The sequence below is a fragment of the Bartonella sp. TT121SHDZB genome (assembly GCF_042193415.1).
Lineage (GTDB): Bacteria > Pseudomonadota > Alphaproteobacteria > Rhizobiales > Rhizobiaceae > Bartonella.
This window is the reverse complement of sequence record NZ_JBHILR010000012.1, coordinates 1-19,511: the sequence shown is the minus strand read 5'-3', so window position 1 is coordinate 19,511 and position 19,511 is coordinate 1. Positions and strand designations below refer to the sequence as shown.

General features: G+C 37.2%; 16 protein-coding genes and 1 tRNA gene. 5 read left to right on the top strand and 12 right to left on the bottom strand.

Annotated elements, in window-relative coordinates; all coding sequences use genetic code 11:
• Nucleotides 1-166: 166 nt before the first annotated feature.
• The 5 genes from glmS to ACFIKI_RS07145 all read right to left on the bottom strand — a co-directional run bounded on the left by glmS (nucleotide 167) and on the right by ACFIKI_RS07145 (nucleotide 5,727).
• Nucleotides 167-1,990 (bottom strand): glutamine--fructose-6-phosphate transaminase (isomerizing), encoded by a 1,824-nt coding sequence (glmS, locus tag ACFIKI_RS07165; RefSeq protein ID WP_375622398.1) that lies wholly within the window; start codon nucleotides 1,988-1,990, stop codon nucleotides 167-169.
• A 173-nt stretch (nucleotides 1,991-2,163) separates the two neighbouring features.
• The gene (glmU, locus tag ACFIKI_RS07160) at nucleotides 2,164-3,528 is read right to left on the bottom strand and encodes a bifunctional UDP-N-acetylglucosamine diphosphorylase/glucosamine-1-phosphate N-acetyltransferase GlmU (protein ID WP_375666543.1); all 1,365 of its coding nucleotides are present in this window, start codon (nucleotides 3,526-3,528) and stop codon (nucleotides 2,164-2,166) included.
• Nucleotides 3,529-3,542: 14 nt separating this feature from the next.
• Nucleotides 3,543-4,331: a cytochrome c biogenesis CcdA family protein gene (locus ACFIKI_RS07155; protein ID WP_375666572.1), complete on the bottom strand. Its 789-nt coding sequence runs from the start codon at nucleotides 4,329-4,331 to the stop codon at nucleotides 3,543-3,545.
• 43 nt (nucleotides 4,332-4,374) lie between these two features.
• Entirely contained in the window at nucleotides 4,375-5,364 is a 990-nt protein-coding gene (locus ACFIKI_RS07150; protein ID WP_375666571.1) for a carboxypeptidase regulatory-like domain-containing protein, read from the bottom strand.
• A 39-nt stretch (nucleotides 5,365-5,403) separates the two neighbouring features.
• The gene (locus ACFIKI_RS07145; RefSeq protein WP_273791197.1) at nucleotides 5,404-5,727 is read right to left on the bottom strand and encodes an iron-sulfur cluster assembly accessory protein; all 324 of its coding nucleotides are present in this window, start codon (nucleotides 5,725-5,727) and stop codon (nucleotides 5,404-5,406) included.
• Nucleotides 5,728-5,835: 108 nt separating this feature from the next.
• Here ACFIKI_RS07145 and ACFIKI_RS07140 point away from each other — a divergent pair, with 108 nt between their 5' ends.
• From ACFIKI_RS07140 to ACFIKI_RS07130, 3 genes are all read left to right on the top strand, one after another.
• Complete coding sequence (locus ACFIKI_RS07140) at nucleotides 5,836-7,038, top strand: deoxyguanosinetriphosphate triphosphohydrolase (RefSeq protein WP_375627797.1); 1,203 nt, start codon at nucleotides 5,836-5,838, stop codon at nucleotides 7,036-7,038.
• A 30-nt stretch (nucleotides 7,039-7,068) separates the two neighbouring features.
• Nucleotides 7,069-8,826, top strand: a complete 1,758-nt coding sequence (gene argS, locus ACFIKI_RS07135) for an arginine--tRNA ligase (RefSeq protein ID WP_375622394.1) — start codon at nucleotides 7,069-7,071, stop codon at nucleotides 8,824-8,826.
• A gap of 151 nt (nucleotides 8,827-8,977) precedes the next feature.
• The gene (locus ACFIKI_RS07130; RefSeq protein WP_375666542.1) at nucleotides 8,978-11,494 is read left to right on the top strand and encodes an SPOR domain-containing protein; all 2,517 of its coding nucleotides are present in this window, start codon (nucleotides 8,978-8,980) and stop codon (nucleotides 11,492-11,494) included.
• 180 nt (nucleotides 11,495-11,674) lie between these two features.
• Here the strand turns inward: ACFIKI_RS07130 and ACFIKI_RS07125 are convergent, their stop codons facing one another.
• Nucleotides 11,675-11,950, bottom strand: a complete 276-nt coding sequence (locus ACFIKI_RS07125; RefSeq protein ID WP_375622392.1) for a hypothetical protein — start codon at nucleotides 11,948-11,950, stop codon at nucleotides 11,675-11,677.
• Nucleotides 11,951-12,229: 279 nt separating this feature from the next.
• Between ACFIKI_RS07125 and ACFIKI_RS07120 the strand changes: the two genes are divergently transcribed.
• Complete coding sequence (locus tag ACFIKI_RS07120) at nucleotides 12,230-13,336, top strand: branched-chain amino acid aminotransferase (protein WP_375666541.1); 1,107 nt, start codon at nucleotides 12,230-12,232, stop codon at nucleotides 13,334-13,336.
• A gap of 105 nt (nucleotides 13,337-13,441) precedes the next feature.
• On the opposite strand, the gene glpX is transcribed toward ACFIKI_RS07120, so the two are convergent.
• Both glpX and ACFIKI_RS07110 read right to left on the bottom strand, forming a co-directional pair.
• Complete coding sequence (glpX, locus tag ACFIKI_RS07115) at nucleotides 13,442-14,428, bottom strand: class II fructose-bisphosphatase (RefSeq protein WP_375666540.1); 987 nt, start codon at nucleotides 14,426-14,428, stop codon at nucleotides 13,442-13,444.
• 141 nt (nucleotides 14,429-14,569) lie between these two features.
• Entirely contained in the window at nucleotides 14,570-15,886 is a 1,317-nt protein-coding gene (locus ACFIKI_RS07110) for a homoserine dehydrogenase (protein WP_375666539.1), read from the bottom strand.
• 1,256 nt (nucleotides 15,887-17,142) lie between these two features.
• Here ACFIKI_RS07110 and ACFIKI_RS07105 point away from each other — a divergent pair.
• A tRNA-Glu gene (locus ACFIKI_RS07105) sits at nucleotides 17,143-17,217 on the top strand.
• 102 nt (nucleotides 17,218-17,319) lie between these two features.
• Here the strand turns inward: ACFIKI_RS07105 and ACFIKI_RS07100 are convergent.
• The 4 genes from ACFIKI_RS07100 to ACFIKI_RS07085 all read right to left on the bottom strand — a co-directional run bounded on the left by ACFIKI_RS07100 (nucleotide 17,320) and on the right by ACFIKI_RS07085 (nucleotide 19,363).
• A complete protein-coding gene (locus ACFIKI_RS07100; RefSeq protein WP_375666538.1) occupies nucleotides 17,320-18,105 on the bottom strand; it encodes a DNA adenine methylase in 786 nt (261 codons plus the stop codon).
• Between the two features lie 24 nt (nucleotides 18,106-18,129).
• On the bottom strand, nucleotides 18,130-18,360 hold the full coding sequence (locus ACFIKI_RS07095; RefSeq protein WP_375666537.1) for a hypothetical protein: 231 nt from the start codon (nucleotides 18,358-18,360) through the stop codon (nucleotides 18,130-18,132).
• Between the two features lie 116 nt (nucleotides 18,361-18,476).
• Nucleotides 18,477-18,704: a hypothetical protein gene (locus ACFIKI_RS07090; RefSeq protein WP_375612675.1), complete on the bottom strand. Its 228-nt coding sequence runs from the start codon at nucleotides 18,702-18,704 to the stop codon at nucleotides 18,477-18,479.
• Nucleotides 18,701-19,363: a lysozyme gene (locus tag ACFIKI_RS07085; protein WP_375666536.1), complete on the bottom strand. Its 663-nt coding sequence runs from the start codon at nucleotides 19,361-19,363 to the stop codon at nucleotides 18,701-18,703. The genes ACFIKI_RS07090 and ACFIKI_RS07085 overlap by 4 nt, the downstream gene beginning before the upstream one ends.
• Nucleotides 19,364-19,511 lie beyond the last annotated feature (148 nt).

Sequence of the window (19,511 nt, the reverse complement as noted above, 5' to 3'; positions counted from 1 at the left end):
ATTTTTTGATAGATAAGAAGATATTTTTTATTTTATCGTAAAGGATTGAGAAAGAAAAAACCTGTCTACAGCATTCTCGTTTAACAGAGAAAAATGGAAAATAAGCTATCATTATAAATCAATTTCTTACACTTGATTATTCTCCAAAAGATTCAGAAATATACTTTTATTCAACCGTGACTGATTTTGCTAAATTACGGGGTTGATCAACATCTGTTCCTAATAAAACAGCCGTATGATAAGCGATTAACTGAATGGGTAAAGCATAAATAATAGGAGAAATAAATTCTGGAACATCTGGTAAAGTGATCGTTGATAAAGTCTTAAGACAAGCTACTTCTGCTCCTTTTTTATCGGTTATTAAAATAATACGACCATTGCGCGCTACCACTTCTTGCATATTAGAAAAAGTTTTTTCAAACCACCGATCATAAGGTGCAACAACAATAACGGGTATTGTCTCATCTACCAACGCAATTGGCCCATGCTTCAACTCACCTGCCGCATAACCTTCAGCATGAATATAAGAAAGCTCTTTCAATTTAAGGGCTCCCTCCAAAGCAATTGGATAAGAAGTCCCACGTCCCAGATAAAGAACACTTTTTGCATTCACCAAATCACGACAAATAGATTCAATTTTTCCTTCTAATTTTAAGACCTCATTTAAAATACGGGGAACTTCTGCCAACTGTTGAACCAATTGTTGTTCCATTTGAACTGTAAGATAACCACGTTGTTTAGCAGCACTAAGAGCGAGTGAAGCAAGCGTTGCCAATTGACAGGTAAAAGCTTTTGTTGAAGCAACACCAATTTCTGGTCCCGCAAGTGTTGGGAGAATAAAATCAGCCTCCCTTGCCATTGTTGATTGTTCAACATTCACAATTGTTGCTGTTTTTATACCCCGTTCACGACAATAACGCAAAGAAGCCAATGTATCCGCTGTTTCACCAGATTGAGAAACAAACAGCGATAACGCATCAGACGTTATAGGAGGTTCACGATAACGAAATTCCGAAGCAACATCATTATCAACACTTAAAGCAGCAAATTTCTCAAACCAATAGCGCGCAACTAAGGTTGAATAATATGCCGTTCCACAACTCGCAAAAAGGAGCCGATTAATATTTTTCCAATCAATCAAATTCTCAAGCGGTCGAACCGCATAATTTCCAAGGTCAAGATAATGCGCCAAATTATGAGAAATTACTTCAGGTTGTTCAAACATTTCCTTGTGCATAAAATGACGATGATTACCCTTAGAAATCAATAAAGCCCCTTCAAGTAATGTCGTCACAGGACGTTTTACCGGTTGGTTGTTAGCATCATAAATTGTGACACCTTCCCGTGTGAGAACAGCCCAATCCCCATCTTCCATATAGCTAATATAATCAACAAATGGTGCCAAAGCAATGGCATCTGACCCCACAAAAAATTCATCTTTTCCATAACCAATTGCCAGAGGTGGACCAGAACAAGCCGCAATCATAAGGTTATCTTCACCTTCGAAAATAAGAGCAAGAGCAAAAGCCCCCTGCAACCTTTTCCAACTGGTACACATGGCTTCTTGCGGAGAAAGACCATCTTTTAATGCACGCGTTATTAAATGTGCAATAACTTCCGTATCCGTTTCTGTTTCAAAGATATAACCATCCTCTATGAGTTCCTTTTGCAATTCTACAAAATTTTCAATAATACCATTATGAACAACCGCAAGCTTTTCAGTCACATGGGGATGCGCATTGCGTTCAACAGCAATTCCATGCGTAGCCCAACGGGTATGACCAATCCCTAAACTTCCCTCCAGAGGTGTTTTTTTTAATTTTTCTTCTAAATGAACAAGCTTCCCCTCAGCACGCATACGATAAAGATGTCCATTATGGACCGTTGCCACCCCAGATGAATCATATCCTCTATATTCAAGACGCTTTAACCCCTCAACCAAAGAGGACGTAACGCACCTCTTTCCAAGAATTCCAATAATTCCACACATTAAAAAGCTCCAACTCACATCTTAAGATTTAAATCTTATAAAACAATCCAACAGCCTTTATTTAAAACTATAAATAATAAAAATAATTCAAACATGGAGTACGGCAATCTTTAAGAATAAACCTCCCATCCATCGTTAAATCAGCACTAAACAAAGAAATAGACTGAAAAAGATCATTTTTTCTGTTTGTTTTCTGACAAGTTTTTCTTTAACAAACGCTCTCGAAATTGTGTCGCATAGCCCTCTTTTATAACCTGTCGTGCACGCCCAAAAGCCATACTGTTCATAGGAATATTTTCAGTAATAACACTTCCTGAAGCAACATAAGAGCCATCCCCTATTACCAAAGGGGAAACAAGTGCCGTATTAGAGCCAACAAAAGCATGATCACCAATCATGGTTTTATATTTGTTAAATCCATCATAATTGCAAGTAATCGTACCGGCTCCAATATTGGTATGTGCACCAATTTCAGCATCACCAATATAACTCAAATGATTGATTTTAGAAGATTCTCCTACCTTAGCTTGTTTGACTTCACAAAAATTTCCAATCTTTACGGACTTCGCCAACTCTGTTCCAGGACGCAAACGTGCATAGGGACCAATTTGTGCATCCGTCCCAACTACAGCACCTTCTAGATAACTAAATGCGTGAACAACAGCACCAGAGTGTATTTTTACGCCTAATCCAAAATAAACATTTGGTTCTATCACCACACCTGGTTCAATTTCTGTATCATAAGAAAAATAGACTGTTTCTGGTTTTAAAATTGTAACACCTGATAACATTAAATTGTGTGCTTTACGTTTCTGCCATAAAGAATCAGCCTGAGAAAGCTCAAAACAGTTATTAATTCCTACAATATCTTCAAAAGGAACTTCAACAACACGCATATCTAATCCTTCGCGTGTTGCAAGAGAAGCAATCTCTGTTAAGTAATATTCTTTTTTCACATTGTTATTACCAACCTTCTCTAAAAGAGAAAGTGCGTGTTTTCCGCGCATAGCGAGTATTCCACCGTTACAAAAAGAAATCTTTTTTTCTTCATCGCTAGCGTCTTTTTCTTCTACGATTGCAATCAATTGACCATTTTTCTCGAGAAGACGCCCATAACCTGTTGGATTTTGGGTATGAAAACCTGCAAAAACAACATCTGCTCCATCAGCAAGCTGTGCACGCATTTGGTGCAATGAATCTTGCTGAATGAGAGGAGTATCACCAAAAACAATAAGAACATCATCCACTCCCTTTTGCAAAGCTAAACGAGCAGACAAAACAGCATGGGCTGTTCCTAAACGCTCTTTTTGTTCAAAAATCATTACATCTTTTACAAATGACTGAACAACGTGCGTAACCTCCTTAGCACCACATCCCACAACAACTGCTAATTGTGAAGAGCCTGCCAATTCTATTTGTTTTAGAACATGGCATATAAGAGGCAATCCAGCAATTTTATGAAGTACCTTAGGCAGAGACGATTTCATGCGCGTCCCTTCACCTGCGGCAAGAACAATAGAAAGACAACTTCTAACCATAAAAACACATAAGACTAACGAGAAAATCCAAAAAAAATCATAATATCGTGCCAACGAATATCTTCAATATAACTCAACGAAGGATAATGTTCTAAAAGCCAAAATGAAAGATCCTGCATAGAGCCTGTTAAAAACAAAATCCCTGTAAGAATAAGAAAAACACCAATAATTTTTTCAACTTTTCCTAAATGAATACGAAAAGCGCCTAAAAATCGCATAAAACTGCTCGAAAATAAAGCTGCCAACATAAAAGGAATAGCAAGACCTAATGCATAAACTGCTAAGAGAACAGCTCCTTCACCTACAGTTTCTTTTGTTCCAGCAAGTGTTATAATAGGACCTAAAATGGGACCAATACAAGGTGTCCAGCCAAAGGCAAAAGCTAAACCTATAATATACGCGCCTAAAGGACCAGCAGGTGTTTTTTGGGTCTGAAAACGCGCCTCACGAAATAAAAAAGCGATCTTGAAAATCCCAAAAAAGTTTAAACCAAAAATAATAATGACAATTCCAGCAGCAAGAGCAAACCAATCACGATAATAACCGATGAATTGACCAATTGTGCTAGCACTGGCACCTAAAGCAACAAAAACAGTCGTAAACCCAAGAACAAAAGCAATAACAGAAGACAATAAAGCCCACCTTATAAAGACTTTCTCAGCAGGCTTTTCTGAACGAAAATCATCAATACCAATTCCTGCCATATAGCACAAATAAGGAGGAACTAACGGCAAAACGCATGGTGACAAAAAAGAGAGAGCCCCAGCAAAAAACACACCAACTGTTGAAATTTCAATCAAAATTCATACCCCGTCTTTCATCATAGTTTACCCCCATGAACAAAGATCAATCCACATCTTCATCAACTCGTTGCATATTTTCTTCATTCGCTACCACACTTATATCTTCATCATGACCAGAAACGACTGAAAAAACTTTTTGATAGATTTTATCTTTATTTTTAGCAATTGCAATATACTCTCCCTCTGCTAACACAAGTGAAACATACGCACCAACTGTTTCATAAACGATATCACCAGAATCATTGGCAAGAGACCAACTTGTATCTGCAAGCGCTTCTCCTCCTTCTTGTCGTACCAGCTTTAAGACAATCTGAGCGGCCTGATGTTCAAGAGTAATTTCTGTTATTTTACCAGCATCCACCTGAATATCCGAACGAGCCGTCGCATTAATAGAACCATAATGGGAAGCAACATGGTAGCGGCCAGCTTTTAAACGCACAACTGATTGGGGTTTAACATTTGATATAATCACTCCCGTATCATCATTTTCTTTTTCATCCTCATAGATAGTGAAACGGAGTTCTTTTTCATTCATTACACCATTGAGCAGTGTTGCATTTAAAATGACACCACCAGCCTCAAGATTAAAGTTTTTTACAAGACTCTGCCCATTTTCTAAACGAATATGGCGCACAGCACTCATATGACCAAATGAGACATGAACAAGATAATTTCCTGGTTCGAGATCAAAACGTGCACTTCCCCCCTTATAGGTTGCCACTAATGGTAATTTATTATCAATCCCTAGAATAGGGGCATAAACCCGCCAGACAAGCCCTTTTTCAATATCCGGATGACTCTTTGTTAATCGAGCCTTCAAAATGAGTTGTGTTTGAGAGGCTAAGTTTTCGTTTTCCTGCTCTTGAGTCTTGACAATAAAACTCCTTGATTGTCCCTGCTGCTGATCTTGCCCTTCTCCTGCTTCAGAAAAAGCACTGTGGCTCCAAGTCAATAAAGCAAGTACCACGCACAACCATACACATCGGTGCACTATTTTTATAAGAATACCCATTTTTGCATTGTTGACCAACATGATCTTTTTTTCAAGAAACAATATCACACAGCCATCATTTTAAATTGAGAAACTTACACCACAACCACATGATGAAACAGCATTGGGATTGTGGATTTGAAAAGACTGTCCCATAAGATCATCAACAAAATCAATCTCAGCTCCTTCCATGAAAGGAAGTGATAGTAAATCAATAAACACAACTGCCCCGTCTTTTTTGAGAACGAGGTCATCTTCACACATTTCAGAAACCAAGTCATATTTATAAGAAAAACCAGAACACCCACCACCTTCAACAGAAATACGTAAGGCTATTTTATCGGGTTCACGCAAAAGTATCTGTGCAATTTTTTTAGCAGCAACATCTGAAATTTTCACATTCATTTTATATATCCTTGCATTAAACCATCAAGAAAGAGTATCCCACACTTACAGAGCAGTTTATTTGTCATAAACCACTCTCAATTTTAAGATGATAATGGACAGCTTGCAATGGATATAGGAAATATCAACTTCAATTACCAATCTCGAGCAGTATACAGTGCTCATCCACAAACAAGCCGTGGTCGATTATACCATGAAACGATGAGCACTACACGCTCACCTTTTCAACGAGATAGAGATCGTATTATCCATTCTAATGCATTTCGACGTCTTAAACATAAAACACAAGTGTTTATTGCTGATGAAAGCGATCATTACCGTACTCGTCTAACCCATTCCATAGAGGTTTCTCAAATTGCAAGAACATTAGCCCGTGCCCTGTGTCTTGATGAAGACCTTGCCGAAGCCATTGCCCTTGTTCACGACTTTGGACACACACCCTTTGGCCATGCTGGAGAAGATGCTCTTAATGAAGCCATGGTACATTATGGCGGCTTTGATCATAATGCACAAGCATTACGCATTGTCACAAAACTAGAACAGCGCTATGCAAATTTTGATGGACTTAACCTTACATGGGAAACCCTCGAAGGACTTGTAAAACATAATGGTCCCCTTTTAGGTCCTCACGCAAAGAATAAGGAGGTTCCTATCGATATTTTACAATACAATGCAAAGCAAGACCTTGCACTCGATTGTTTTGCAGGGCTAGAAGCGCAATGTGCTGCTATTGCAGATGATATCGCATACAATGCGCATGATATTGATGATGGTCTACGTTCGCAATTTTTAACACTCGATCAATTTGAACATGTTCCACTAACAGCAGCAATATTAAAAGATATAACAGATGAGCATCCCCACCTCGACCAAGCGCGTCGCGGTTACACACTTGTACGAAGACAAATAACAACCATGGTTGAAGATGTTATCAAACAATCACAAGAAAATTTAGCACGCATCAAACCAACCAGCATAAACGATATTCACCAAGCAAAACAAACCATTGTCACCTTTTCACCGACAATGACCGTTTATGAAAAAGAACTAAAAAACTTTTTATTTAAAAATCTTTACTACCATGAACAAGTTCTTAGTCGTCGCAATGCAGCAAAATGCATTGTACAAAAATTATTCAATTGTTATTATGAAAATCCAAATACAATGCCTGAAAGTTGGCAGAGCAAAACAGTGCACTTAAAAAATCAAGAATTAGCACGTTTGATTGCTGACTTTCTTTCAGGCATGACGGATCACTACGCTCTACGTGAATATCAGCGTTTATTTGACCATACAGATAATTTCGTTTAATGGCTTTTGGCATCATCATGGAAGCTAAATATGAATATCTTTAAAAACTTCGAAAAAAAAATTAAAAGATCAATTGAATTATCTGATATAAAAGGGAAAAATGGAGAAGATCTAGATTTATCAAAAATCACTGTTGATCCTCCGCGTGATTCCTCCCATGGTCATTTATCAACCAATGCTGCTATGGTGCTTGCAAAATCTATTGGGCTCAATCCCCGTGCACTTGCCGATAAAATCATAGAACTTCTTAAAAATGATTCCTCTATCGAAAATATAGATGTTGCCGGTCCTGGTTTTATAAATATAAAGCTTACAAAATTATTTTGGCAAAATGCTATAAAATCCATGCTTGAATTAGGCACTTCTTATGGTCGTATTCCAATGGGACAAGGAAAACGCGTCAATGTTGAATATGTTTCAGCAAATCCGACAGGACCAATGCATGTAGGACACTGCCGTGGAGCGGTTGTTGGGGATGTTCTCTCCAATTTGCTGCAGTTTACGGGCTATAACATTACAAAAGAATATTATATCAATGATGCTGGTCAACAAATCGAAGTCCTCGCCCACTCTGTACTATTGCGCTATCGTGAGGCTCTTGGGCAAAAAATTAATGAAATTCCAGAAGGACTCTATCCTGGAGAATACTTGATACCATTGGGTCAATCGCTTGCTCAAGAGTTTGGTGACCAACTCCTCACGATGGATAAAGATGAAGCCTTATCTCTTGTGAAAGAACGTGCAATTCATGCAATGATGTCCATGATTCGCGAAGATTTGGCTGCTCTTAATATTTATCATGATATCTTTTTCTCTGAGCGAATGCTTTATGCAGATAATGCACGCGCCATTCGTAACACCATCAACGACCTCACTTTAAATGGTTATATCTACAAAGGAAAACTCCCCCCTCCCAAGGGACAAAATATAGAAGACTGGGAACCAAACGAACAAACTTTGTTCCGTTCAACAAATGTCGGCGATGACCAAGACCGTGTTTTAGTCAAATCTGACGGTTCTTACACTTATTTTGCTGCTGATGTTGCTTATTTTAGGGATAAATTTAATCGTCATTTTGATGAAATGATTTATATTCTAGGTGCAGACCATGCTGGCTATGTAAAGCGGCTAGAGGCAATGGCAAAAGCAATTTCTGGGGATAAAGCTAAATTAAGCGTCTTCTTGTGTCAATTGGTAAAACTTTTTCGCAACGGTCATCCTGTACGCATGTCAAAAAGAGCAGGATCTTTTGTCACGCTACGCGATGTTGTCGAGGAAGTTGGTCGTGATCCTGTACGTTTTATGATGCTATACCGTAAGTGTGAAGCGCCTCTTGATTTTGACTTTGCAAAAGTAACAGAACAATCAAAAGATAACCCCATCTTTTACGTACAATATGCAAGTGCACGTTGTCACTCAGTCTTTCGTCAAGCACAAGAAGCGCTTCATATTAAAAGCTTTTCAAATGATACATTGATTGCCCATCTTCATCGATTAACAGATGACCATGAAATATTGTTAATACGCAAACTTTCTGAATATCCACGTATCATTGAACAGGCCGTAGTTCATAAGGAACCGCATCGATTAGCGTTTTATCTTTATGACCTTGCTTCCAGCTTTCACACCCATTGGAATAAAGGGAGTGAAAATCTCAATTTACGCTTTATTCAACCTGATGATAAAGAATTATCCTTTGCAAGATTGGGATTGATACAAGCTGTTATCAATACTTTATCATCAGGGCTTACCATCATAGGAGTCGAAGCCCCCATAGAAATGCGTTGAAAAAGTTCTATAAATACATACAATAGGTACTCTATTGATAAACTTTTTCATGTATCCTTGCATGAGAGGGGGAAAATTTATAATTTTAATATAACAAATCAAAATCAACCATTGATTGCACGTAAGTGCAAACCATCATGTGAGAAAAGCTATGAGCGATAACGATCGCAAAAATCTACACGAAACAAAACACGATCATGAACACCATGATCCCTTAGAAAGGCTTACGCGCATTTTTAATCCGCACAAACAAAGCGGAAATCAAAATGAGCAATCTTCTTTAAAAACAGATCGATCAACATCTCACCCCGAAATATCATCCCATGATGATGATTTTGATTTGTCCTTTCTAGAAGAAGAACTTGAAAATAATTTAGCACATGACTTACCGTTCAATGATCAAAAAAAACAATGGGACTTGCATGCAACCAGCAACGCAACAGCCTCAGATATTGCACAAGCTGCTTCTTTCAACCATTCAAAACAAAATAATTTATCTAAAGAGAAATATTCTTCACCTAGCTGCCATGATGAAGAACAAATTTTAGATGCACTTTCTCCATTACCAATCCCAAAGAATCAATCACCTCAACAGAAAACAACAGCAACCAGTGCTAATCCTTTTCTTGAAAAAAGTAATCTTATGTCACAATCAGAATCAGAAAATTTCTTTTTTGATAAATCTGAAAGGCGCGAAAATAAGAGAGAGATGCCTGAAGATGTTGAACGAACCAATCGTTTTTCACAAATAAATTCACAACAACCTGAGACTACGAATATACAAAAAACTTATGATGACAATCAAAACTTCTATGACACTCCTATAAACCATCCCTATAAAATTTCAGCTGATCAAGAAAATTTGATTAAAAAAGATTATCCTGATGTCTCCTTTTCTACAGAGGAAAATGAGTTTTTCTCATCTTCTAATCTTGAGTCAGAAAAACAAAACACTGCAAGAAATCAAACAACAAGTACCTTCTCCTCACCTTTAGATTCTCCACCAGTTGATAGACAATCTTATTTAAAGGGGGCTTCACAAGAAGATCATACAACCAATTATCCCCATTTTTTTGAAGCCCCCCCCTCACAACAAGAAACTTATAGCGAAAAAGTTCCGATATATAACGAAGCTCAAACCCAACACATCAATAACACTGAGAATATCTCTAACCTAAACAGAGAAATTTCATATAACAAAAATAATTTAGATGAGTTTCTGTCCTCATCAGCCTCCCTTAATACAAAACAAACGGATAGCTTTTTTGCCCATAACTATACGGGCAGAGATACTCCTCCTCCCACTGTTGATACTTATAAATTTTCAGAGGAAATCGTAGAAAAAACTGGCCCTATTATGGTTCCAGAAGTCCCGTATGAAGCCCCAGAATATGATGTACCGACTAGTAGTAGTTTAGAAGAAGAATTTGCTGACGTGCTCAATGTAGGAAATGTCCCAACAGACAATTTTTCTCAAAGACAACAGAAAAATGAGTTTTTTAATGAAATTTTTCAACAAACTATGCAAAATTCAAAAGAAGGTGTTCATATAAACTCTAAAGAACAAAATGCCAACTATTTTTCTGCTGCCAATATGGAGTACAATTCTCCCTCTTTTACCGAGAATTCACCATATACAAGCCCAGATGAGGTTTCCACACCTCCATCAGCTCCTCCTCCCTTAAAAAGTTTTATTTTTGGTAAAACTTTCATTAAAGTTTTTTTTATATTTATTTTAATGGGAATTGGGTTTGCTAGTTATTCTCACTTTTTTATGCCAACACAAAAAAATGAAGAAACGGTCATTATTCACGCTGATAATACGCCTTTTAAATTCAAACCAGAAACAACTGAAATAAAAAATGATGTTGCCCATAATTTAGATATCTATAAACAAACAACTGAACAAAATGAGAAACAAGAAAATACACAACAATTTCTTATTGATAACTCTGAAAAACCTGAAAATTTAGAAAAGTTAAATCCAGAAGAATCTTCAAACTTTTCATCGTCCTCTGCAAATGAATCTGATGTTGAAGATGCAGTCACAGAAGCTATCAATCATACTGTTTCCACACGAGAAGTACAAACTGTTATTGTAAATCAAGATGGTACAGTTACACTAGCGCCCGTGCATCAAACAGAGAGCAAAGCTACTGATCAATCTGAAGAAAGCACTGATCAAGATTCTAATGAACTTCAAGATTCATCCCTTGTTTCGTCGCATGATTCTGATATAAACGATCAAGAAAGAGATCATGATCTCAAAAATAATATTGATAAAATAATCGCAGAAAATAATTTTAGCTCAAATATTGAAGAAAAATTTGTTCCTATTCCTTCTCATGCAGAAAGAAATACAAAAGTTGAAACGCCTGCCGCATCTCGCCCCACATCACCAAACAGAGTCGCAGCACAAAATTCAGAAAGTTATTACGTACAACTTGCATCTCAACCAACGCATGAGCTCGCTAGAAATTCGTTAAAAAATATGAAATCTAAATTTGGATTCCTTATCGGGGCACGTTCTTTAAATATTCAATCCGCTTTTATACCAGGAAAAGGTACTTATTACCGTGTTCGGGTTCAAGCGCAAGACCGTAATGAAGCCATAATCCTTTGTGAATCCATTAAAAGTTCGGGTGGAAGCTGCTTCATCACACGCTAAACCAATAATGCAGCGGTTTTAACAACCGTTGCATTATTTATTTCCATACCATTTAATTACTTATCAAAAACTTCAGAAATTAAAATCGTCCAATCTTTTTCGCTTATCTGTTTGCACTGACTTTATTCTTTAATCTACGTCGATTTTCGCCCTATCTAAAAGATTATATTTATGAAAAAATCACTGCGTACCCTTATAGGTATAAGGTACAGAAGGGAGCGAATTTAAATCTTTTTGGGGCGTCGTTACAGTCTGACTTGTTTCTGGAGTATTATAATGCGAAATATGTTCAGGAGATTTCGCAAAAAAAGATCCTAAAAAACCAAAAATAAACCAGATAATAACCATCGCAAGAAGAATAGCAAAAATACCCTTAGCGATTGAAACACGCTGTTCACGATCTTTTCTTTCTTCTGCCATACGTTCTTCAAATGTGTGATAATTTTTATCAATCATAGTGGATTCCTCTTCTCGATTCCCTTACCTTTAAATTTCTAGAAAATATGAAATTATTCAGATACTTATTTTGAGAAAACGATAAATATAGATAAAGGTTCCAGATTACTTCATAAAGTTGAGAAAAAGAGCCCAGAATAGAATCAAAAATATCGACCACTGCCTCTGAAATCTATAATAAAACATTGACACAAAGGTTTTGCTAATAATAGAGTTGTGATCAAAAGATCTCATTATTTTTATTAATAAAAAATAAAACATACTCAAAAGGTTTTTCTTATGAAATCTCCCATATCGTCACTTCCCTTTAAAACCGAAAAACATCCATCACCTCTGTCAGAAGAAAAACGGGAAAAAATTCTAAAAAATCCCGGTTTTGGTCAATTTTTTACAGACCACATGTGTACCATTCAATGGTCTAAAGACAAAGGCTGGCATAATGCCATTATTTCTCAATACAAAGCTTTAGAAATTAGCCCTGCAAGTACCGTTTTGCATTACGGACAAGAAATTTTTGAGGGTTTAAAAGCATATCGTGCAAAAGATGGACGCATTTTGCTCTTCCGTCCTGATGCCAATGCACAACGGTTTATAGAATCAGCGAGGCGTTTAGCTATGCCAGCATTACCAAAAGATATTTTTCTAGATGCCGTTCATCAATTAGTCAAAATTGATCAAAAATGGGTCTCCGATCATCCCAATGCTAGCCTCTATATACGTCCATTTATGTTTGGCAATGAGAACTTTTTGGGAGTTCGCCCTTCTCAAGAATATCTTTTTTGTATCATAGCCTCTCCAGTTGAATCCTATTTCAAAGGAGAAGAAAAATCTGTCAGCGTCTGGATTGAAACAGATTATAGTCGAGCCGGTCCAGGAGGGACAGGGGCTGCCAAATGTGGTGGAAACTATGCAGCAAGCTTACTTGCACAAAAAAATGCAACTGAAAACAATTGTAGCCAAGTGCTCTTCCTTGATATGGTTGAACATAAATGGATTGAAGAACTTGGTGGTATGAATGTCTGCTTTATTATGGACAATAATACACTCATAACCCCTCCACTTAATGGAACGATCCTTCCAGGAATAACACGTCATTCACTCTTAGAATTAGCAAAACAAATGGGATTAAAAATAGAAGAGCGTCCTTATTCTTTTAAATCTCTTCAAGAAGATGCAAAGAGTGGACAACTTAAAGAAGTCTTTGCTTGTGGTACAGCTGCCGTTGTCACATCAATTGGCCGCTTTAGATATAAGGGGGGAGAATTTATTATCGGAAATGAAACAGTTGGAGAAATTACAAAGCAGCTTCGTACACAATTGGTTGGCCTTCAAAAAGGGAACATAGAAGATAAAAATGGCTGGGTGCATTCTGTGCAGCTCTCATAATAATAAAGGTATTCTCATATCTATAAACGCTTCCATGAAAGCAGATTCATGGAAGCGTATTTCCTAAAAAACTTCCTTTATTTTTAGTGACAAAAAAAGAAAACATTAATCAAATTTTGAATGATCTCTATGCTGTGCTTTAATATTACGAACTGTACCCGTATGGGAACGCATCACGAGAGTTTCCGTTTGAATGTAGCGAGGTGTAAATTTAACACCAGAAAGCATATTGCCATCTGTCACCCCTGTTGCTGAAAACAAAACATCACCTTTTGCCATTTCTTCCATTGTATAAACCTTATTGGGATCACTAATCCCCATTTTAGCAGCACGGGCAATTTTTTCTTCTGTATCAAGCAGCAAACGGCCTTGCATCTGTCCCCCAATGCAACGCAAAGCAGCAGAAGCTAAAACACCTTCAGGGGCTCCACCAATCCCCATATAGATATCAATACCTGTTTCTTCTGGATCAGTTGTATCAATAACAGCAGCCACATCTCCATCACCAATCAAGCGAATCGACGCCCCTGTCGCTCGTACTTCATTAACCAATTTTTCATGACGAGGTCTATCCATAATACAAACAACAATCTGATTAACAGCCACTCCTTTAGCCTTTGCAAGAGCATGGATATTATCGGTAGGACAAGCGTCTATATCGACTACTCCCTTTGGATAACCAGGACCAATAGCAATTTTATTCATATAAACATCAGGGGCATAAAGGAGATTACCCTTTTCAGCAATTGCAACTACTGCCAAAGAATTGGCAATATTTTTAGCACAAAGTGTTGTTCCCTCTAGTGGATCAAGTGCAATATCGATCGCCAATCCACTTTGAAGACCTACCTTTTCTCCAATATAAAGCATAGGCGCTTCATCCCGCTCACCTTCACCAATCACCACTGTACCATCAATAGGTAATCGATTAAGTTCCTGCCGCATTGCATCTACAGCAGCTTGATCCGCTGCCTTTTCATCGCCACGTCCGCGCCAGCGTGCAGCAGCAACAGCAGCACGCTCAGTGACACGTACCAATTCAAGCGTCAAAATACGATCAAGTCCATTTAAAATCTTCTGAGTTGTGGGCATATGAGAAATCCTACCGAATGAATACCAGAAAAAATATGAGTACTTATTAAGCACTAAGAATAAAGCTTTGGCAAAGATAAAAACTTTCCACAAGAGATAAAAGCACTCAAGCTTGCCTTTTTGTTATTATTAAAAAAGTTATCAATTCTCTGCCATCCGTTCAATACGAATAAATTGAGATTTTGCAATAAGATGTCCATCTTTTTCAATTTCTGCAAGTGCTTGTCGTACATTCACCTCTGTTGTTTCATGCGTAATTAAAATAATTGTTTTTTCAATTTGATCTTCTACAAAAGATCTTTGAACAATCGACTCCAATGAGATGTGATTATCAGCCATATGCCTTGCGACCGCGGCAAAAACACCAGTACGATCATGAACATTTAAACGAATAAAATAACCACCTGCATGATGCGAAATACGTGCTTTTTTGTGAGGAGCAAGTTTTAATGCTGGGCGCCTTAAAACAGGTGCATACTGAAAACCAGAACGTGCTTTTGCTATATCAGCCAAATCACCAATAACGGCTGATGCTGTTGCCTTTCCTCCGGCGCCAGGACCCGAAAACAGTAATTCACCTAATAAATCACTTTGAATAGAAAGAGCATTGGTTACACCATTTATCTGTGCAATCATTGAGGATGCAGGTACCATTGTTGGATGAACGCGTTGCTCTATTCCAGAATCCGTTTTTAATGCAACCCCTAAAAGCTTAATCCGATACCCCAATTCATCAGCTGCTCGAATATCAATTTGCGAAATATTATGAATTCCTTCAACATAAACATCATCTAACGAAACAGCTGTTCCAAATGCCAAGCTTGTCAACAAAGCTAATTTATGAGCAGTATCATTTCCCTCAATATCAAAAGTTGGATCTGCTTCAGCATACCCAAGTCTCTGTGCATCTGCTAAACAATCTTTAAATGAAAGACCTTCCGTAAACATGCGTGTTAATATATAATTACATGTTCCATTGAGAATACCATAAATTCGCGATATGCGATTACTGACAAGTGATTCTCTCATCGCTTTGATGACAGGAATTCCCCCTGCAACAGCTGCTTCAAAATGAAGAAAAACACCTTTTTTTTCTGCAATTATAGCCAGCTCTACGCCATGTTGAGCAAGAAGAGCTTTATTGGCTGTTACAACATGATGTCCCGCCTCAAGCGCTCTCTTAACAGCGGTATACACCACATCCAATTCACCACCAATTAACTCTACAAAAACATCAATCTCATCAGAAGCAGCCAACTCCACAGGTGAATCAAACCATTTTATGCCACTGAGATCAATTCCACGATTGCGGCCTTTATCGCGTGCATTAACAGCAACTACTTTGATGAATCGCCCACATTGACAAGCTAAACTATTCGCTTTTTCAAATAGAGTTCGAACAACTGAAGTACCAACTGTACCAAGTCCCGCAACGCCAACTTTTAAAGCTTCTGCCATATTCTAACCACTGATCCCTATCTTCATTGAAGAATCGTTTAAATGATGTGCCAATCAACACAAAGAATATCTATATCCATAAGAACAAAAGAAATATCCCGCTCTATTCACTTTATTTTCTCCAATAGAATTATCCCCGCTTATTCAATCAACATTCCTAAAAATATAATATTTATTGTCTTCAAAGATTTCAGAATCTTATAAAATATTTAATTCAGAATGAAAATCTGTAAAACTGATAAATGCAAGTTGCCATAAAGAAAAGTTCTAAAAAATAATCAATAACAAGTTAAAGAATATTGAAGACTTAGTAAGAAAGAATAAAAATATCTCTTCTAAATCGACAAATATGGAACAAAAAACATTCTTTCATATGATAAATTAAGAGAATGGATAAAATAAAGTAGATCAGTCAATAATAACACATTCCTTCCTACCATTCCATAGCTTAAACTATAAATCTTTAATGCAAAAATCCTCACGTAATCATATATCAAAATAGAACCTTACATTAAAGTAAAACACAAGACTTAATATGCACACACCATAATTCTAAAATATTATAAATATGGAAAATAAATTTGCAAAATTCGAATATTTTATCTCAACTTATTGCCACCTCTTTAAAAAACTAGCAAATTAAAATGAGAAAAAACTCTATCTACCCTTTATCCACGCTAATTCATTTTCAAATCAAGAACCTTCTCAATATGTAAAAGAACAAATGAGGTTTTTTTAACCTTAAATTTCTTACAGAAATATAAAAGCAAATATAAAAAAAATATTTTTTAATATATTCTATAAAATTTCTTTAATATTTTTATTTTTAACATACAGATATCTCTTTATATTTTGTTAAATATGCAAGTAATCTATGGATTATTCATAAAAAAAACTTTTTTATGATTGGTATTATGTTTTAATTTTGTAATAAATATTATCTTTCTACTTCATAAATTATACAGTTTTTGCTGTATGATAAGCTCAAATGAGCAATCTTTTGTACAAAGGCTCTTTCAAGCAAGTTAAATAATATTCTCATGTAGCGAGCAAAGATAACAAACGATAACATATGCAAAAAATAAATACATTTAAAATGCTGTTTTGATCATTTTTGCCTACTCCTCAAACTGGAAAAAACAATTCAAACAGGAATCGCTCAAAAATTATTCAATAAAACACACTTTTTTCAAAAAAAATGACACAGAGGGCTTGCGAAGTAAAAAGATCCTCTCTATAAGCCTCATCATTGGTTTGCGCCCATCGTCTAGCGGTTAGGACATCGCCCTTTCACGGCGGAAACAGGGGTTCGATTCCCCTTGGGCGTACCATGTTTCTTTTTACTGTACACAATCTATTGATTTTATATATCTTTTTTAAAGTACGGGACGCGTAAATAAAAGTTGGGGAATAGGATTTTTCAACACGTCTCTCTAATTATTACGAATCAAGAGTTCTTTTCGGGGTGGTTTTTTTGCCGTACCTGCTGTCCAAAGGGTCTCTAATTCTAAAAAGTCAAAATCCTTAAAGATCTCTCGAACCGCATCACAATCATTTAGACTCAAGACAAATTTGCCTTGTATGCTTTTGAGAACTTTTGCCATACTCACAAAATCATCTTCAACAAAATTCCCAGAGCTGTAACACTTCTTCTTCACAAGATAAGGCGGGTCTAGGTAAAATAAACTGTCGGGTGCATCAAATAGCTCGATAACCCGTTCCCACGACAAATTTAAGATCGTTGTATCAAGAAGCTTCTGTCTAACACGTTTCATCCTTGCTAAAAGTTTATCCGGATTAAAGCTTACCGTTTTTTTTCCTACAAAGTTAAAAGAGTAGTAATCTTCTTTCCCATACATCACACAACGTTGGAGAAACAAAAAACGTGCGGCTCTTTCAACTTTGGAAAGGCTTTCTGGTTCAATCGCCGCAAGTTCAAAAAACAACTGTCTTGAACAAACAAACCATTCTAGTCGTTTGGCTAAATCATCAAAGTCATTTTGAACACATTGGAACAGATTCGTGATCTCTCCATTCAAATCATTAATAACGGAATATTTTGCTGGTCCTTTATTTAGGAAAATAACACCAGAGCCTAAAAACGGTTCAACATAGGTTTCATGGTCAATACTATTTAAAATCGGTATAATTTTCTTACGCAGATAGTGTTTACCACCCATCCACGCAAACAATGTTTGTGTAAATTCTTGTTTCATCATATTTTTAAAGGAGAGATTTGATATTTAACTTTTTGTTAACCATCTTTTAAGATGTGAGAAGCTATTCTCTATGGCGTCCACGCAACGAGAAAAATCTATTACAAACATAAAGACAATAAAGGCTATCAATTTCATGATGCGTGACATCATCTTTAAGCCTTGATAGGTCTCTATCATCTCGTGAAGGAGCTGTTGTTCTTTTTCTGTAAGATCTTTATCTTTGCTGCTTCGTTTCTTGACCATCTTTCCAACCACATAAATGGGCTCCCTGCTTGTTATGCTTCAAAATATCTCTTGCAAGGTTGGAACTGATGACCGCAACATCCTGATTATCCAAATAAATGGGCAACCAGCCACCACAAGAAACAGACCTATTTGCCGCGCACCCAACGAGAAAGTTCAGAGCGCACACCAGCATCACTTTTTTGATTAACTTCATTTTCTACCTCAAGCCGCGTTGTTGCTGTCTTTAAAGCATTCTCTGTTTGCTTTTGCCGTTCGCTTTGCTTGCCAAGCTGAAACGCCTTGGCTAAAGCCATAAAAAAAACGGCTAAAGCCGCTGTAAACATAAGAGAATATTTCTTTAGCCAAAAAATCATAAGCGTTGCTCCCGAAACCGCTTGGCGACAATCACTATGCCCGTTACAGCCGCTAAAACCATCATGCCTGCTAATGCCCATTGCACCGGTCCATTGCCTGCTAACAAGCCGCCAAAACCAGAACAAGACCCTATAAGCGGGGCAAGTGCTTCTATTTTAAGAAGTCCGGTTGCCGTTTTCGTTTCTACCCTTTGATAATTCGAAGAGACATAAGACCCTTTTGCCCATAATCCTGCTTCTGCTGCTCGACGGTTGGCTAAACCCGCAAGAGGCTTCCCACCCACCTTATTCCATTTCTGTAACTCTAAGGGTACGGCTTCATAATCCCCTTGATTAAGCTTCTTCAACAAGGTTGACTTGCAAAAAGCAGCGGTTCCTACATTATAGCAAAACGAGACCAATGCCGCGAATTGGCAATCCGTTAACGAAACCGTAACCGATTCCTCTACCGTCTTCTCAAATTGCTTTAAGTCTTTACAAAGGATTTCTTCTGCTTGCTTTTGGCTAATACACATGCCTTTTTTGACAAGGGGGTGCCCCGCATTGCTGGTGTGACCATAACCAATCGTCCAGACACATGCCGTATCTCGATAAGCCTCTAAACGCAAACCTTCCCATTGTTTGATAAGCTCTAATCCTTCTTGCGATATCTTTCTCATCTGACGCTCCATAAAAAAAGCCCCACATCCGTGAGGCTGCATAAAAATCTTCTCTTAATGTCTCTACAAGACATTGATTTATAATGATAATTCACTGTTTTGTATGTTGAATGAGAGTCCCGAATAACGTAGGATTCTCTCATTTCAA

Coding starts and splice junctions, on each gene's coding strand:
- glmS (WP_375622398.1), bottom strand. CDS start 1,990: ATGTGTGGAATTATTGGAATTCTTGGAAAGAGGTGCGTTACGTCCTCT.
- glmU (WP_375666543.1), bottom strand. CDS start 3,528: ATGGTTAGAAGTTGTCTTTCTATTGTTCTTGCCGCAGGTGAAGGGACG.
- ACFIKI_RS07150 (WP_375666571.1), bottom strand. CDS start 5,364: ATGTTGGTCAACAATGCAAAAATGGGTATTCTTATAAAAATAGTGCAC.
- ACFIKI_RS07145 (WP_273791197.1), bottom strand. CDS start 5,727: ATGAATGTGAAAATTTCAGATGTTGCTGCTAAAAAAATTGCACAGATA.
- ACFIKI_RS07140 (WP_375627797.1), top strand. CDS start 5,836: ATGGATATAGGAAATATCAACTTCAATTACCAATCTCGAGCAGTATAC.
- argS (WP_375622394.1), top strand. CDS start 7,069: ATGAATATCTTTAAAAACTTCGAAAAAAAAATTAAAAGATCAATTGAA.
- ACFIKI_RS07130 (WP_375666542.1), top strand. CDS start 8,978: ATGAGCGATAACGATCGCAAAAATCTACACGAAACAAAACACGATCAT.
- ACFIKI_RS07125 (WP_375622392.1), bottom strand. CDS start 11,950: ATGATTGATAAAAATTATCACACATTTGAAGAACGTATGGCAGAAGAA.
- ACFIKI_RS07120 (WP_375666541.1), top strand. CDS start 12,230: ATGAAATCTCCCATATCGTCACTTCCCTTTAAAACCGAAAAACATCCA.
- glpX (WP_375666540.1), bottom strand. CDS start 14,428: ATGCCCACAACTCAGAAGATTTTAAATGGACTTGATCGTATTTTGACG.
- ACFIKI_RS07110 (WP_375666539.1), bottom strand. CDS start 15,886: ATGGCAGAAGCTTTAAAAGTTGGCGTTGCGGGACTTGGTACAGTTGGT.
- ACFIKI_RS07100 (WP_375666538.1), bottom strand. CDS start 18,105: ATGATGAAACAAGAATTTACACAAACATTGTTTGCGTGGATGGGTGGT.
- ACFIKI_RS07090 (WP_375612675.1), bottom strand. CDS start 18,704: ATGATTTTTTGGCTAAAGAAATATTCTCTTATGTTTACAGCGGCTTTA.
- ACFIKI_RS07085 (WP_375666536.1), bottom strand. CDS start 19,363: ATGAGAAAGATATCGCAAGAAGGATTAGAGCTTATCAAACAATGGGAA.